Origin of the sequence: Rhizobium sp. BK008 (assembly GCF_014197345.1) — a bacterium.
GTDB lineage: Bacteria > Pseudomonadota > Alphaproteobacteria > Rhizobiales > Rhizobiaceae > Rhizobium > Rhizobium anhuiense.
This window is the reverse complement of the sequence record NZ_JACIFK010000010.1, coordinates 1-14,901: the sequence shown is the minus strand read 5'-3', so window position 1 is coordinate 14,901 and position 14,901 is coordinate 1. Positions and strand designations below refer to the sequence as shown.

General features: G+C 57.8%; 9 protein-coding genes and 1 pseudogene. 4 read left to right on the top strand and 6 right to left on the bottom strand.

Translation table 11 applies throughout. The annotated features are described in order from the left end of the window. The 5 genes from FHT69_RS29345 to FHT69_RS29325 all read right to left on the bottom strand — a co-directional run. Positions 1 to 2,130: M10 family metallopeptidase (locus FHT69_RS29345; protein WP_246780773.1), on the bottom strand; the 2,130-nt coding region annotated here is incomplete at its 3' end. A gap of 120 nt (positions 2,131 to 2,250) precedes the next feature. After that, entirely contained in the window at positions 2,251 to 3,708 is a 1,458-nt protein-coding gene (locus FHT69_RS29340) for an HlyD family type I secretion periplasmic adaptor subunit (protein WP_183904546.1), read from the bottom strand. Continuing rightward, positions 3,705 to 5,852: a type I secretion system permease/ATPase gene (locus FHT69_RS29335; RefSeq protein ID WP_183904547.1), complete on the bottom strand. Its 2,148-nt coding sequence runs from the start codon at positions 5,850 to 5,852 to the stop codon at positions 3,705 to 3,707. The genes FHT69_RS29340 and FHT69_RS29335 overlap by 4 nt, the downstream gene beginning before the upstream one ends. 305 nt (positions 5,853 to 6,157) lie before the next feature. After that, positions 6,158 to 6,865, bottom strand: a complete 708-nt coding sequence (locus FHT69_RS29330) for a LuxR family transcriptional regulator (RefSeq protein ID WP_246714065.1) — start codon at positions 6,863 to 6,865, stop codon at positions 6,158 to 6,160. 714 nt (positions 6,866 to 7,579) lie between these two features. Next, positions 7,580 to 8,659: a hypothetical protein gene (locus FHT69_RS29325; RefSeq protein WP_183904548.1), complete on the bottom strand. Its 1,080-nt coding sequence runs from the start codon at positions 8,657 to 8,659 to the stop codon at positions 7,580 to 7,582. A 596-nt stretch (positions 8,660 to 9,255) separates the two neighbouring features. Here FHT69_RS29325 and FHT69_RS29320 point away from each other — a divergent pair. The 4 genes and pseudogenes from FHT69_RS29320 to FHT69_RS29305 all read left to right on the top strand — a co-directional run. Then, the gene (locus FHT69_RS29320; RefSeq protein ID WP_132575769.1) at positions 9,256 to 9,828 is read left to right on the top strand and encodes a PE-PGRS family protein; all 573 of its coding nucleotides are present in this window, start codon (positions 9,256 to 9,258) and stop codon (positions 9,826 to 9,828) included. A gap of 103 nt (positions 9,829 to 9,931) precedes the next feature. Further along, a complete protein-coding gene (locus FHT69_RS29315; protein ID WP_132575771.1) occupies positions 9,932 to 11,647 on the top strand; it encodes a type I secretion system permease/ATPase in 1,716 nt (571 codons plus the stop codon). Positions 11,648 to 11,658: 11 nt separating this feature from the next. Further along, on the top strand, positions 11,659 to 13,104 hold the full coding sequence (locus tag FHT69_RS29310) for an HlyD family type I secretion periplasmic adaptor subunit (RefSeq protein WP_183906333.1): 1,446 nt from the start codon (positions 11,659 to 11,661) through the stop codon (positions 13,102 to 13,104). A gap of 7 nt (positions 13,105 to 13,111) precedes the next feature. Beyond that, positions 13,112 to 13,369, top strand: a pseudogene (locus FHT69_RS29305) (transposase); the annotation flags it as partial. Positions 13,370 to 13,413: 44 nt separating this feature from the next. On the opposite strand, the gene FHT69_RS29300 reads toward FHT69_RS29305, so the two are convergent. Further along, positions 13,414 to 14,256: a DUF6030 family protein gene (locus FHT69_RS29300; protein ID WP_183906374.1), complete on the bottom strand. Its 843-nt coding sequence runs from the start codon at positions 14,254 to 14,256 to the stop codon at positions 13,414 to 13,416. Positions 14,257 to 14,901: the final 645 nt, after the last annotated feature.

The window sequence follows — 14,901 nt, the reverse complement described above, 5'->3', positions numbered from 1 at the left end:
GCCTGCCGCACCCCTGATCGTGTTGGCGGATGCATTGCCGGTGCCAGTGAAGGCCGCCGTTCCATTATAGGTGAGGTTCTCGACATTGGCGCCAAGTGTATAGGTCGCCAGGTTCGTGCGAACCGTGTCGGTCCCCTCGCTGGCGTTCTCGGTGACGCTGTCGCCGGCATTGTCGACGGCATAGATGTCGTCCCCCGCTCCGCCGATCAGCGTGTCGGCACCGGCGCTGCCATTCAGCGTGTCATTGCCGTCGCCGCCGGAAAGCGTATCGCTGGCAGCGCCCCCGATGATAAGGTTGTCCAGCGAGTTGCCCGTTCCGGCAAAGGCTGCCGTTCCGTTATAGGTGAGGTTCTCGACATTGGCGCCAAGCGTATAGCTTGCCAGGTTCGTGCGGACCGTGTCGGTCCCCTCGCTGGCGTTCTCGGTGACGCTGTCGCCGGCATTGTCGACGGCATAGATGTCGTCCCCCGCCCCGCCGATCAGCGTGTCGGCGCCGGCGCTGCCATTCAGCGTGTCGTTGCCGGTGCCGCCGGAAAGCGTATCGCTGGCAGCGCCCCCGATGATAAGGTTGTCCAGCGAGTTGCCCGTTCCGGCAAAGGCTGCCGTTCCGTTATAGGTGAGGTTCTCGACATTGGCGCCAAGGGTATAGCTTGCCAGGTTCGTGCGGACCGTGTCGGTCCCCTCGCTGGCGTTCTCGGTGACGCTGTCGCTGGCATTGTCGACGATGTAGGTGTCGTCCCCCGCACCGCCGAGCAGCGTGTCGGCGCCGGCGCCACCGTCCAGCGTATCGTTGCCGGCGCCGCCTAAGAGCGTATCGGTGGAGGCGCCCCCCGTGATCGTGTTGGCGAGCCCGTTTCCGATACCGCTGAAGGCCCCGGTGCCGATAAAGGTTAGGTTTTCGACATTGGCGCCAAGCGTGTAGCTTGCCGTGGCGCGAACCGTGTCGGTCCCCTCACTGGCGTTTTCGGTGACGACGTCGGCGGCATTGTCGACGAAATAGGTGTCGTTGCCAGTGCCGCCGATCAATGTGTCGACGCCAGTACCACCGGACAGCGAATCATTTCCGGCATTTCCCCAAAGCGTATTGTTCGCTTCGTTACCGACAATCGTATCGTCACCGGAGCCGGCCTGAACATTCTCGATCAAGGAGGCAACGTTATTGTGATAAAGAAGCGCGTTGAAAATGTTGCCGCGGGCGTAACCATTGTTCGGACCACCCCCCAGATCTGCCAACTGGCCCTGGGAAAAGACCGAGTACCCCCCTGCTCGCAAATCGATCGTGAGGTTGGTGGTATAAGCGCTCAAATCATAGGTATCGATACCGCCGCCGTCCCAGATTGTCGCGAAGATGCGGTTGGCATCGGGCGTGATGGCCGCAACCCCGTTGACATAGGTGATGCCTTGGTTCGGATTCCACTTGTAAACGGTATTGCCACTGTTGGTCGTGTAGTCCGCACCATACATTTCCTGCAGGGCGGCGATGTCGAGCATCATGAAAGTTTGTGGCGCACCGTCATGCTCATACTTGATCCCACTCAAATCGTCTCCGACAAATGTGTGGTAGGTCATGATCGTGTATTCGAGCGAATCGTAGGCACTCGGAACGACCGTTGAATTGCCGAAGTATATGGGCTCATGAGCATGTTTCAGGCCGAGAGCATGGCCCAGTTCATGCGCCAAGGTATGGCCGGCATAGTTGCCGAACTCCGGAAAGCGAAGATCTACCTCAGTGCCAGCATATGCCGTTCCGAACCAGACGTCGCCGCCTGCCTCCGGAGTGTCTGGATAATAGGCCCATGCCGTCGGGGGCATCCATGACTGAGCGAACCGCACCGATGCGGTCTCCGCACTACCGGCCTGAAAGTTGGCGTTCGTAAATCCCTCAACGGAGAAACCGTCATTTGCCGTATTTCCGTAGGATTGCTCCATGAAGAACAAGGCAAAAGACTGCTGCTGAGAGGAAATCGCAGAGAAACCCAAATCTTTCTCGCCGGCATAGGAATACGATGTCGAGAAGGTGGGAAACGCATAGGTTATCGTTCCGTCCCAGGCTGTGCCGCTGAACAGCCCGTCAACTTTCTGATCCCCAGTCAAGCTGACGTTCTTCGTCGAAGTAATAAGGTTCGTCATAAAATCCCCGTTTGCCTAATCCACTCTGCCGTGCCAAATGCCGGTTCCCTCTGCTCCGCATGAGGGTGAAACTTCAACTACAAGTCTTCTCTCGCTTCGGTAAGGTTTCGACCTAAGTAACTAACGCTCATGAAGCGCTTCCTCCGCGACCTCGATCAAAGGCGAGAAGACATATTCCAGGATCCTGCGCTCGCCCGTTCGAACCTCCGCAACTGCTGCCATGCCCGCACTGAGCTGGACGTTACGGCCATCTGCTAGAATTTGATCGGCCTCCAAACTCAATGTCACCGGAAAAACGAGGTTCTGCATCCTTTCGGCGCCGCCGAACGTTGCCTCCGACTGTCGTGCCGCAGGGTCGCCTTCACGGCGCGCTGCATCGGGTTCCGGAATCGCATCTGCCGCAATCTTGATGACGCGGGCCGGGATCGTCCCGTAGCGCGTAAAGGGAAAGGCTTCGAGCTTGACGACAGCATCCTGGCCGACCTTGATGAAGCCGATGTCCTTGTTCAAAGCGTAAGCTTCGAGTTCCAGTGTGCTTCCCTCAGGCACGACACGCATCACGTCCTCGCCGACGGTCACCACTTGGCCCACACTGGTAATCGAGGATGCTTGCACCGTGCCGTCTATTGGACTGCGCAAAGTCATCTGCTCACGAACATTTATGGCTTTCGCCAGTCGCTGCTCCAGCTCTTCGACCCGACGTTCCGCGTTACCCAGCCGCTCGAGCTGATCGCCTAGGAATGCTCGTTTTAGCTTGTCCTTTTCCCGCGCAAGGACCTCGATACCAGCGGCGGCATCAGCGAGCTGACCTTCCTGCATAGCCAGTTGCGTCGCCTGCTCCTTCAATGTTTGCGTCGCATCGATCACGCTTGCCATGGTGCCGGCTTCCTTCGAAGCCAGCATATTGCGCATCGCCACACGCTCTTTCAGCGTTTCAACCAGCGAGTTCTGAGCCGCAACCGTCACCGTCAGACGATCGCGCTCCACTTCCTTCTGGTGCTTCTGAGCATCAAGCGACGCAACTGCGGCCTGGTATTGTTCGAGGTCGCCCCGCAGGATGCCTTCTTCACGACGACGCAATTCATCGGCCGCGTCCGCATCCCATGAGATCGTTGGCAGCAGCCCGTCGCTCTCCTGAGAACGAACATAGTTTACCGCAGCTTTTCGGCGCCGGACCTCGGCGTTCACAGACGCCAGGCCTTTTGCCGCATCCGTCTCATCGGCAACAGCATCCGTCGGATCAAGTTCGAGCAGGATATCACCGGCCTTAACCTGTGCGCCATTTGATGGCGGAAGCGCCTTCACCTTACCCGTCAACAGCGGCTGAACAACCTTGACGCGACCGGCCGGCTGAATCTTGCCCTGTGCGGCTGCGATGATGTCGATGTGGCCGATATAGGACCAGATCAATGCCGTTGTGACGAAGGCGCAAATGATCAAGATCAGCGCCAGGCGCACCGGCGAGGGCGGGGTCTCCAGGATTTCGATCGCCGGTGCCAGAAACTCATGATCGGATCGCTTGGCCGGGCGCGGCGCAAGACCGGCATATCGAACAGCTTGGACAGGTCCACTTTTCATGCGGCGCCTCTGTCATTCTGCAAGGCCCAAAGCCGCGCATAGAGCCCGTCCGGGCGCTTAAGCAGCTCGTCATGGCTGCCAATTTCCGCTATGCGCCCGTCTGCCATACCGATGATCCGGTTGCAGGGCCGCACAGCTGCGAGCCGGTGCGCGATGATGATAACCGTTCGGCCGGCGGCGATCTGGCGCATATTGGTCTGTACGACCCGTTCGCTTTCATAGTCGAGGGCGCTGGTCGCCTCATCGAAAATCAAGATCGGCGGGGCGGTGGCAAGCGCACGGGCAATGGCGATCCTCTGACGCTGGCCGCCGGACAGGTTCGCGCCACGTTCTTCGATCATCGTGTCGTAGCCTTGCGGCAACCGCAAAATGAATTCATCCGCCCCGGCGAGCTTGGCAACCGCAATAACCTGAGCGCGGTGCATCGCCGGGTTTGAGAAAGCGATATTGTCGTGGATCGTGCGGTTGAACAGCAGGTTCTCTTGGAGAACGACTCCTATGTGGCTTCGAAGCCACGCGGGGTCGAGTTGTGATAGATCCATGCCATCCAGCAGAACCTGACCCTCTTCGGGGACGTAGAGACGCTGCACCAGTTTGGCAAGCGTGGACTTTCCGGAACCCGATGCGCCGACGACACCGATGATCTCGCCGGGTTTGATGTCCAGCGATACGTTTTTCAAGACTTCCGGAGAGCCGGGCCGATAACGGAAGGTGACATTTCGAAGTTCAATGTTCCCCCTTGGGGCAGGCAACGACAAACGGGCGCTTGGCTGACGCTCCATCGGCGTGTTCAGAATGTCGCCGAGCCGATCGACCGAGATCTGCACCTGCTGGAAATCTTGCCAGAGTTGGGACAACCTCAAAACCGGCTGGGTGACCTGCCCTGCGATCATGTTGAAGGCAACAAGCGAACCAACGGAAAGCTCGCCGTTCATCACGGCCCTTGCACCGAAAAGAAGAAGGACCGCCGTCGAGACCTTGCTCACATATTGAATGGCATTTTGTCCGCCAGCGCTCAGCAGTGTCGTATCGAAGGCTGTTCGCACGTAAGCTGCGAGCTTTTCCTCCCACTGCGCCTGCATCACCGGCTCCACCGCGGCGGATTTAACCGTGTGGACACCGACGATCGCTTCGACCAGGAACTGCTGGCTTGCCGCTCCCCGATTGAACTTCTCTTTGACGAATTCGCGCAGCGGCGGTCGAATCACGATTCCGATCAGGAGGTAAATCGGGATCGCCGCAACGACAATCAGGGTCAAGCTCCAGGAATAGGCGAAAAGAACCGCGATGAAGACAAAAGTGAAAATGACGTCGAGCGCCGAAAACAACCCCTGCCCGGTCAGAAATGCGCGGATCGTTTCAAGTTCTCGAACGCGGGCGACGGTCTGGCCGGCTGATCGCGTCTCGAAGTACTCCAGCGGTAGCCGCAGGAGATGATGGAACAATCGTTGGCCGAGCTCGACATCGATCCGGTTCGTCGTGTGAGCCAACGCATAGGACCTCAGATATTGAAGCATGACGTCGAAGAGACCAATGATCGCGATGCCGGCGACAAGCACGAACAATGTCGAATAGGCTTTGTGCGTCAGGACCTTGTCGACCACGACCTGGAAGAACAAAGGTGTGATGAGCGCGAAGATCTGCACAAACAGCGAGGCAAGCAATACATGGGCAAGCGGCTTTCGATAACGCCAAATCGATGGCAGAAACCACTTGAAGCCGAATTCTCGCGGGTCGGACCCTTCGCCTCTTATGCGCCGCCCCACAAGAATAACGCGCGCGTCGATTTCGGCTAGTATATCCGCAGAAGCGATTTCACGATCGACGCGCGTTATCGGATCGACGAGTCTGTACTTTCCAGATGGGTTCAAGCCGCCGAGCACCTGAAAGGATCCGCTGCGCACCTGGACAATAGCGGGGACGGGCATGGCTCGAAGACGTTGCTCCGTGACCTTCTCCACGACACGCGCCTTAAGCCCGATGATCTTGGCTGCTCGTTGAATGTCGATGGCCCGGGACGTGCGCCCCTTCAACGCCAGATCGTGCTGCAGTTGAACCGGGTCGGCAGCAATGCGATAGAATGCAGCAATGCCGCAGAGCGCACGAAGACCGGAGTCCAGATGCTGCGAAAGGCTGCCATCCATGCGCGGAACTATTCCCCTGAAGCTACAGATTACCGCGCTCCACCGGCCCAACCGCCTGCTGCGGCTGCTTGCTGATGATGTAACTCACTCGGAAATACTGCGCCACGGGGGGATATTGGCGCTCGCCTGATTTCGAGCCGGTTGTGGCGAAGAAGCAACAACGCACCGACGGTAGCACAGTCTAACTTCGCCGGCGGTGGCAACGGCTCGAGTCAGGGAACAATCTCCGGCGCCTATGGTAGGATAAACTGCGCTCCGACACCCATTCAAACATTGGGAAAGCGCCCGGTACTGGCCGACACCGCCTAACTCGGCGAAGCGTCAGGCCTACCGGCGGCTCTTTGAATTAAGCGGGCAACCACTTCAGTGCGGTTCTGCGCCTGCAACTTGCGCATAATGTGTTGCAAATGCATCTTGACCGTATGCCCCGACAAATTGAGTTTTCCTGCAATTACCTTATTTGAACAGCCACATTGCAACTCTGCGAGGACATCCGCTTCCCGTGGAGTGAAATCAGCAATGGCCAAGTACTGCGTCCTGTCATCCAAGTTTTTTTCAGCCTCATTTCTGGCCGGACGATGCTCGTTTAAGCCGTGTGCAACATCCCCTAATAGCTGCGGGAAAAATGTTCCTCCTGCCAGAACGAGACGAAGACCGGCAAGAGCAATGTCAACAGGGAGTGACGTCGAGAAGAAGCCGCGGATCCCAATCTCGAGCGCCTGACGGGCGATGATGACGTCATCCGTACTTGAGAGCAACGTGATAGGAACCTCTGGAAAACGTGCACCAATTGCCGCCAGATCATCACGCAGGCTGGCACTCTCGACATCTCTGCCGGCCAGATCCAATGCAATCAAACGCACCTCGGCTCCAAGAGCCCGATCGAGACTCTCGGTCGAAATCAAGTCTATAAAGTTCCACCCAGTGAGTTCATGCTCAAGAAGCTTCACCACGGTAGTCCGCGCCAATGTAGAATGCCCAATGATGAGCACAGTTGGTGCACTGCGCCCCATACGGCGCTTGTTTCTAGCAATGTTGGACACTTGCGTGCTCCCCAGACTATTTGCAACGCAACAGCCATTTATAATATTCCTGTTCTCACTACATGTCATGATAAAAAATGAGTGTATTGCCGATATAAATAGTCTGATCTCTCACGATAATTCTTATAGCCTATGAGATTTCAGTGATAGATAACTGGGCTATCAGAGCATATTGAAGAGATTGTCCATGATGGCATGACGGCTCGACTTGTCGCCACAGTCCTTCCTCCCCTTGGCCGAATTGACGTACGGCAAGCGGGTCAAAAAAGCTTTCAAAGACACTGAAAAGGCAACCGATCTGCTACAGGCCCATCTCGGAAAGAACGAGTTGACATAATGAGCTGCCGATCGGCTCGGCTTTGTTTCCATCTCTCAATTCAAAACAGCAGCAGGGTCCGACAGCGAAACGACAACCGTAAAGGGCGACAAAAGCAGAGGATCGCTGATTACCCGTTATGATTAGTGAAACTGCGCTCTAATGACGCATTAATACCAGTTGTTTCACGCAGGCTGCGCTGCGCCGGCACCGCCAGGCGCCAGGCAGCGGTCACGGCCTCTGGCGGCCGAAATCGACGACAATACGGATGAGGTCATGGTGAAATGTTCGGCATCTCGCGAGCCTGTCAGCACGACGAGCGGTTTCGTCCAGTTGAGCCTCCGCAATGCAAGCACAGAGTCTATCCGCTAGCTATGCATGAAGCCCAGAATGTCGTCGACCAGAGCCGAATGGGCGTCCGTGAGGTTGCCCTCTCCACCGTGGCCCGCGATGCCGGCCAACTGGAGCGCATGCTGGTCATAGAGAACATGATCGATCTGCTGGGCGTCCGCCGTCCCACCGGCGGGAACGGCAATGTTGATGGGATGGAAATAGCCGAAATTGACGTCCACCATGCTGCCCGTCGACGATCCGACCCCACCACCGCCGCCCGCATGGTTGCCGGTGAAAATCGTGTCTGACGACAGGTTGAAGCCGCCGCCATTGCCGCCGATGCCTGCGATCTGTACAGCGCCCTGATCGAAAATGACATTGTTTGTCTGATGGGCCTCGGCCGAGCCGCCCGCGGCGCCTATGGCGATGTTGATCGGTGAAAAGATGGCGATACTCACGTCGACTATAGTGCCGACGAAATATCCATCGCCGCCGTGGCCCGCATAATAGTCCCCGGTCAATGTAAGCGACGTTCCCGGACTGATCGACGAGCCATGGTTCGCGACGTTATGATCTCCACCCGAGCCGCCCATGCCGCCCATCTGGGTTGCGCCCTGCAGGAAGAGGGCGTTGTTCGATTGCTCAGCGTGAGCCTCCGCGCCAGGGCCTGCAGCCACGGCCGTATTCACGGGGGCAAACAGCGCGACCTCGGTGCTGACGAGTCCACCGTAGAAGAGACCATTGCCGCCGGCGCCGGCATGATTGGCGCCATCGCCGCTGCCGATGGCAACATTGCCGCTTCCACCATTCCCGCCGATCCCGGCCATTTCGGTGGGATGCTGATTGATGAGCGCATCATTGCCCTGGAAAGCGTCCGCACCCGAATGAGGTCCGGCCATCGCGGCATTGGACGGCATGAAGACGGCCAATGAATTGCTGCTGATCACGCCTTCGTTTATCCCGTCACCACCGCTGCCGGCAGACGGACCGGAAGCGACATCCAATGGAAGCCAGGTCGGCACCAGTGCCAGATGCCCCGCCGCCACATTGGAGGTGAGGTTTTGATCGGTGCCCGCTTTGGGCAAGTCTTCCAGCAAGGGACGAATTTCCGTCATTACCGTCTCCATTCCAAGGGCAGCCCGCGGATCCGCAGAACGCATCGCGCAGCCAGCCTGAATTGTTCAGACATTGTGCCCCCGAACGGAAGAAAAGCAGAGCCTGCAATTCGTCTACATCCCGTCGGCTAGGGCTATAGCCGTTCGGCTGTCATGAGCGCAGCGCCCGTTGAGCGAGGTTACGAGCAAACAATCCGCTTTTGGATTAGAGGTCCCGCATCTTTCGCACGATCGCACATAGACGTTTTCAAGACCCGAACAGGATCGACTTTGCCACGGGCTACCTGATCAGACCCCCTGAATACAGCGGTTCTCTATGGGGCGGCCTCTTCAAAAAAGGTCGACGTCGCTTCGACAAGAGATCACACCCATCCCATCCCGCGCCAAATTACTTCGTACTAATCCAGAATAACTCTCCGTCACCTTCAAGTATGCACTCGAAGGAGTGTCGCCGAATATCCGGGTAGTCCATAGATTAAATCGCAGGCAATATTCGATCGCGGTTGTATTGGCTGGCGGTGACATCTTAATACCCACGCCGTAAGGGAACGCCGTAAAAGGAACACGGACGAAACGAAGTAGAAGGAGCGACATCAATGCCTATTCCACAAATATCTGACACGATTCAACTCCACAACCCGGATGCGGGTGATGCGAATGCCGGCAACGGCGGTAATGGTTACAATCATGGGGACATTGACTACAACCCGGTAGCCTATGTCACCCCTGTGCAAACGGTCGACGGGGCATCTACCCATCTGCACAACGGCGATCACGTTTGGCAGACGGCAGATTGGGACGCCGGCGGTGGCGGACCCGGTGGCTTCAGCCAAGCCCAGAACGGCTTCCTGGCATCACTCACCAGCGGCGCCGGCGGCGCAGGCGGAAACGCTCAATCCAACGGTGATCAAGGAAACACGAGCGGCCACGACACGGCTTCGGTGGCTGCGGCGACGACCGCGACACAATATACGCAGCTTGTGGCCGATCAGCATGCCACCATCCTCGCAGGTGTCGGCGGCAACGGCGGCAACGGGAACAACGCTCTGGGCGGCGACATCTCGTCGGCACTGGTTCACTCGGATCCTGAAACGACGACGGTGAACAATTCTCTCGATCACTTCATAAACGCCTTCGGTCATATCGACGTCGACCATCTCGGCTCATGAACTCAGACTCTGAGGGTCGCCGGTTTCGGCCGGCGACCCTCCTGAATTGCTGAACCAGCACGCAGTCTTTTCTCGTCAGTATCAAATGCAGCGAGATCTGATAATGACAACGATTTCCATCAAGCCACCGCGCCCGCAGACACAGCTCGTTGTCGCGCTCCGAGCCTGTGCCGGAGCCTTCGGGTTGGTCTTCCTCTATAGCTGCGGCTACAATCTCTTTCTTCTGGCCCCGTCTATCTATCTCCTGCAGATCTATGACCGGGTCCTGTCGAGCAGAAGCGCTGACACGCTCCTGATGCTGACGATGATCATCGCCATCGCCGTGCTGGTCGGCTCCATGCTGGATATCGTGCGCAGGGCAGCTCTTTCGCGCATCGGCAGCTGGCTGGACCACAGGCTGCGGCCCATGGTGCTGACCGCATCATTCGAATATGCCACTCGCGCCGATACGGGTGCAGCCACGGAGTGCTACAGGGACCTGGCCGCATTACGCCAGTTTCTCGATTCACCGGCCAGCTCGCTGCTTTTTGACGTTCCCTGGGCGCCGCTATTCCTGCTCCTGCTCTTTCTTGTACATCCGCTGCTTGGGACCATCGGTCTTCTGAGCGCCGTTGCACTTCTGCTGTTTGCGTTCCTGACGGAACTGGCGACGCGAGAGCCGCTTGCCCATGCCAATCTTTCCCTGTCGATGAGCTATCTGCGATTTGCGACAGCCCTCAAGAACATCGAGGTAATCAGGGCAATGGGCATGCAGGATGGCGCAGCGCAGATCGTCTATCGCGATGCGGAAATGGCCAGAAGGGCGCAGGACATCGCGATGCATCGCACGGAGATCATTATTGGTTTCTCCAAATCGATCCGCACGCTCGCGCAGATCCTGATGATGGGATCGGCGACATGGCTGGTGCTCATAAACAGCGGCAGTCCCGGCATCATCTTCGTTGCTAGCCTGCTGCTCGGGCGCGGGCTCGCACCAATCGAGGGGGCAATAGGTGCATGGCGCTCCTTTGCGTTTGCGCGTAACGCCTTCAATCGCTTGAACAGAATGCTGATAACAGTTGCATCGGAACGCGATGCCCGAATGGTGCCGCGACCGGAACCCAATGGCCTTGTTCTGGATAATGTCAGCTATTTCAAGCCATTCGCCAATCGGCCGATATTGACTGATATCACATTGCGGCTGGCGCCAGGCGATTGCATCGCGCTCATCGGTCCGTCGGGATCGGGAAAATCGACGCTTGGCCGCATTATGGCAGGCGTTGTGCAAGCAACGAGCGGATGTGCCCTTCTCGGTGGGGTCGATATCTCGGCTCTGCGTCTTTGCGGCGGGACCTGCCATGTCGGATACCTGCCGCAGGACATCGAACTCTTCGGCGGAGCAATCAAGGACGTGATCGGCCGGCTCGATGGAGCAGATCCCGGCAAAGCGATCGACGCCGCAAAGCTGGTTGGATTGCACGACGCGATCATGCGGCTGCCGCAGGGCTACGAGACCGATATCGGTGAAGGTGGGAACCTGCTCCTCCGGGCTCAGCGCCAACAGCTGGGACTGGCACGGGCGGCCTATGGAAATCCGTCTCTCATCGTTCTCGACGATCCGAATTCGAGCCTGGATTATGACGGCGAACGCATGTTGTTTACGGCAATCGAGCGCATGAAATCCAGGGGAATGACCGTCGTTATCATAACGCACCGGATGGGGATCCTGCCTGTCACCAACAAGATTGCCATCATGCGCAACGGGACAGTAGCTGCCTTCGGCGACAGTGAGCGGATTTATGATACCTATCTTCAACCGCCGTCTCGAACAGGAAGATAGGGAGAAGCGCCATGACCCTTGTTCAACTGGACGCAACGCGGGCGAAATCTTCAGATTTGTCAGGGGCGACTCAGCGATTGCCTCCACGATCGACGGCAACAGCCAGGCAACGGACGGCCTATTGGCCGGTGATTGAATCGAAACAGCGCGGACCCGCTCCCCCTTCGCCCATGCCGGGGCTCAGAGGCGTTGTTTGGACGGGAAACCTGTTGATCCTGGTGTTCATCGTCGGATTGGGAATCTGGTCGGTTCTGGCGCCGCTGCAAAGCGCTGCGGTCGCATCGGGCGTCGTCGAGCCGGAAACCAGCCGCAAGACCATTCAGCATCTGGAAGGTGGAATCGTCCGACGAATCCTCGTTAAAAACGGTGACGCGGTCACAGCCGGGCAGATCGTCATCGAACTCGACGATACGAAGTCTCGCTCGGAGCGCGACAGTGTTCAAGGGCAACTTTGGGACGCCGAAGGAAGCCGCGCCCGCCTGCTTGCGGAGCAGACGGGCAGCGATCACGTCGCCTATCCTGAGGATCTCAGGGCAGCAATGGACAAATATCCTTCGGTCAGCGCCATTCTGATCGGACAACAGAAAATCTTCGACGCCCGTCGCCGGGTCATGCAGGCGGAAATTCAGATCACCAATGAAAAAATCGCCCAGGTGCGGCAGGAAATCGTCGGGCTTGGTGCGCAGAAGGCAGCATTGGCCGACAGAGCCGCAATCTCGAGCCAAGAACTGGATCAGGTTACGGTCCTCACCGCCAAAGGACTGGAAAGAAGGAGCAGACTTCTCAACCTACAGCGGGAAAAGGCAGACCTCGATGGCCAGCAGGGTGAAGTAGAGGCGCAGATCTCTCGCGCCTATCAGGCGATCAGCGGCTCGCAGGCCGATCTCGCAAAACTTGAGAGCGACCGGTTGAGCGAAGTCGCCCAGGGCATGCGCAACACGGAAAGCCAGATCATGCAGCTGCGCGAGCGCTTGCGGGCGATCGACGACCAACTGTCAAGGACCGATATTCGTGCTCCCGACGATGGGACAATCATGAACCTGCGCATCCACACATCAGGTGGCGTGATCGGCGCGGGTGAACCGCTCGTCGATCTTCTGCCACGCACCGATCGCCTTGTCGTGTCTGCCCACGTCAGACCGGAAGACATCAATCTCGTCCGTCCGGGGCTCGAGGCACAGGTCCACCTCCTTCCCTACAATCAGCGGCGCGTTCCACTGCTGAAAGGTCGGGTCGAGTACGTATCAGCGGATCGTCTCACCGACCCGCAGAGCGGCCAGCCCTACTTTGCCGCGACTATCCGTGTAACGGACGAGCGGTTGGCAAAAATGAGTGATGTCGAACTGGTCGCGGGCATGCCCGCACAGACACTGATCGAAACGGGCGAAAGCAGCGTGGCGCTCTATGCCGTCAGACCACTCCTCGACAGTTTCAACAGAGCATTTCGCGAGGACTGAGACCGTGATGGGCAAGAGAAAATTCGACGACGACCAGATTACGGGTATCTTGAAGGAGCACCAAGCCGGGGTGACGGTGGCGGATGTTTGCCACAAGCACGGGATCAGCGAGCCGACCTTCTATCGGTGGCAATCCTTGCAGTACGGAAATGTCGGTCTCTATGCCAAAAGGCTGAGAGCACTGGAGGAGGAAAACCAGAAGCTCAAGAAGCTTTTGGCCGAATCCATGCTCTCGGCGGCAACGCTGAGCGAGATGCTGGCGAAGACCTCGAAGGGACGAAACTAAGGTCACGATGGACTTATGGATGTTCAGCCACAGTTCCAGATTGATCTTGAATTGTGGCCGCTACTCACTCCGTCATCGAGCGCAAGTGGCGGCTGTGGATGCGACGATGCGGACGATGAGGATAAAGTTTGCGGAATGCGGGGTTTTGTCGTGGCCAGCCAGCTGTCTGCCGAAAAATACGCCTTGGTCCTCACCTGCGAACTTGACGTCGCCTTAAGGCCAAGAATGAAATTGAAGCTATTTTCGCTGCCGGCTTCGCGCGTAAAGCTGAGATAGGCGCCGAATTGGTCGTATTCGACATTGCGAAGGCTTTGGATCGACGCAAGCGCATCTTCGAAATCACGCCAGCAGGCCTGCTTCACAATGATCTCGAAAATGCGCAGGACAGCCGGAGCGAGACGCCCCTGGGCATCTGTCTGCGGCCCGACGATCTTGGCGCGGATCTCAACAATATCGCCCCTTTCATTTCCCCGAACCCTAACGAAGGTCGAACTGAGCGGTCGCACCTCGTCCCGTTCGTGGATGCGCTGAAAATAACATTCATAACTACGATTGCGCATCGATGCGGCTTTCCACTCGCTCATTTCGATGCCGGCCTCTCGAAGAGCGCCGCAGATATTTGGCCCCGCGAAGCGCCACGTCCGCAGAAACTGGCTGGCCAGCTCCAGTTTCGGAACCTCGATCAGCTTCAGCGATACAGACGTCGGCGGAAGAGGAGAAGGAGCCGCCGTATCAGGGCGGACTGATATGCGTGATGATCGGGCGGCCTTATCGAGCGCTTGATACTCAAAGCGACCAGCCGGATCTTCGACGTGGCGGATTTCATGGTAAAAAACAGCGATACCTGCAAGAAGCAAAACGGGCATCAAAAGCGCTGGCCAAAGCAGCCAGCGGCGGTTGCTCCGTAAGAAGAACCTCCAGTGCCGCGGCTGGCTGTCGCGAGGAGGACCGACTGCCGACAACACTTTATCCACGGCGATCCCCCGCAAGCTTGCGACCAGCGGCGTCGGTCGGCGCGTGGCCAATCGGCCGCTGCGGCTAGTCTCTTCTGAGGCGAGCAACAATGTGAAAGCGGGTACGGTCGACTCACCCTCAACGCTGCGATTCTGATGCCGACTGTATAAATCGTCAAGCAGGAACCTCGGGGCGGCAATTTTCCGGACGATACGCTAGTAACGCGCGGACCCGCATATGTCGAAAACAGGGCTCCGTCGAGCAACCTACCTTAGCTATATTTGCCGACAATGGTGACCTCTGTCGCGGCGCGCAAAGCGTCTTGGCAAAGGTCCACTCCTTGACGTTTCGGCCCTGCCTCTTCTTTACGGGCACGAGATCGGGATGCCGGCCAGTTTCATCCTCAATCAGCCACGGGACTTTGAGCACTCAAAAAAGGATGCGGGCAAAGCCCGCATCCTCCAGACTGCTGACAAACCCCTGGCACCGTCCAGGGGTTTATGATTCACTGGGACATGTTGAAGAAACCTGCCCCCACCCAGACCGCTCTTGAGATG

Coding starts and splice junctions, on each gene's coding strand:
- FHT69_RS29330 (WP_246714065.1), bottom strand. CDS start 6,865: ATGGGGCGCAGTGCACCAACTGTGCTCATCATTGGGCATTCTACATTG.
- FHT69_RS29300 (WP_183906374.1), bottom strand. CDS start 14,256: ATGCCCGTTTTGCTTCTTGCAGGTATCGCTGTTTTTTACCATGAAATC.
- FHT69_RS29340 (WP_183904546.1), bottom strand. CDS start 3,708: ATGAAAAGTGGACCTGTCCAAGCTGTTCGATATGCCGGTCTTGCGCCG.
- FHT69_RS29335 (WP_183904547.1), bottom strand. CDS start 5,852: ATGGATGGCAGCCTTTCGCAGCATCTGGACTCCGGTCTTCGTGCGCTC.
- FHT69_RS29310 (WP_183906333.1), top strand. CDS start 11,659: ATGACCCTTGTTCAACTGGACGCAACGCGGGCGAAATCTTCAGATTTG.
- FHT69_RS29320 (WP_132575769.1), top strand. CDS start 9,256: ATGCCTATTCCACAAATATCTGACACGATTCAACTCCACAACCCGGAT.
- FHT69_RS29325 (WP_183904548.1), bottom strand. CDS start 8,659: ATGACGGAAATTCGTCCCTTGCTGGAAGACTTGCCCAAAGCGGGCACC.
- FHT69_RS29315 (WP_132575771.1), top strand. CDS start 9,932: ATGACAACGATTTCCATCAAGCCACCGCGCCCGCAGACACAGCTCGTT.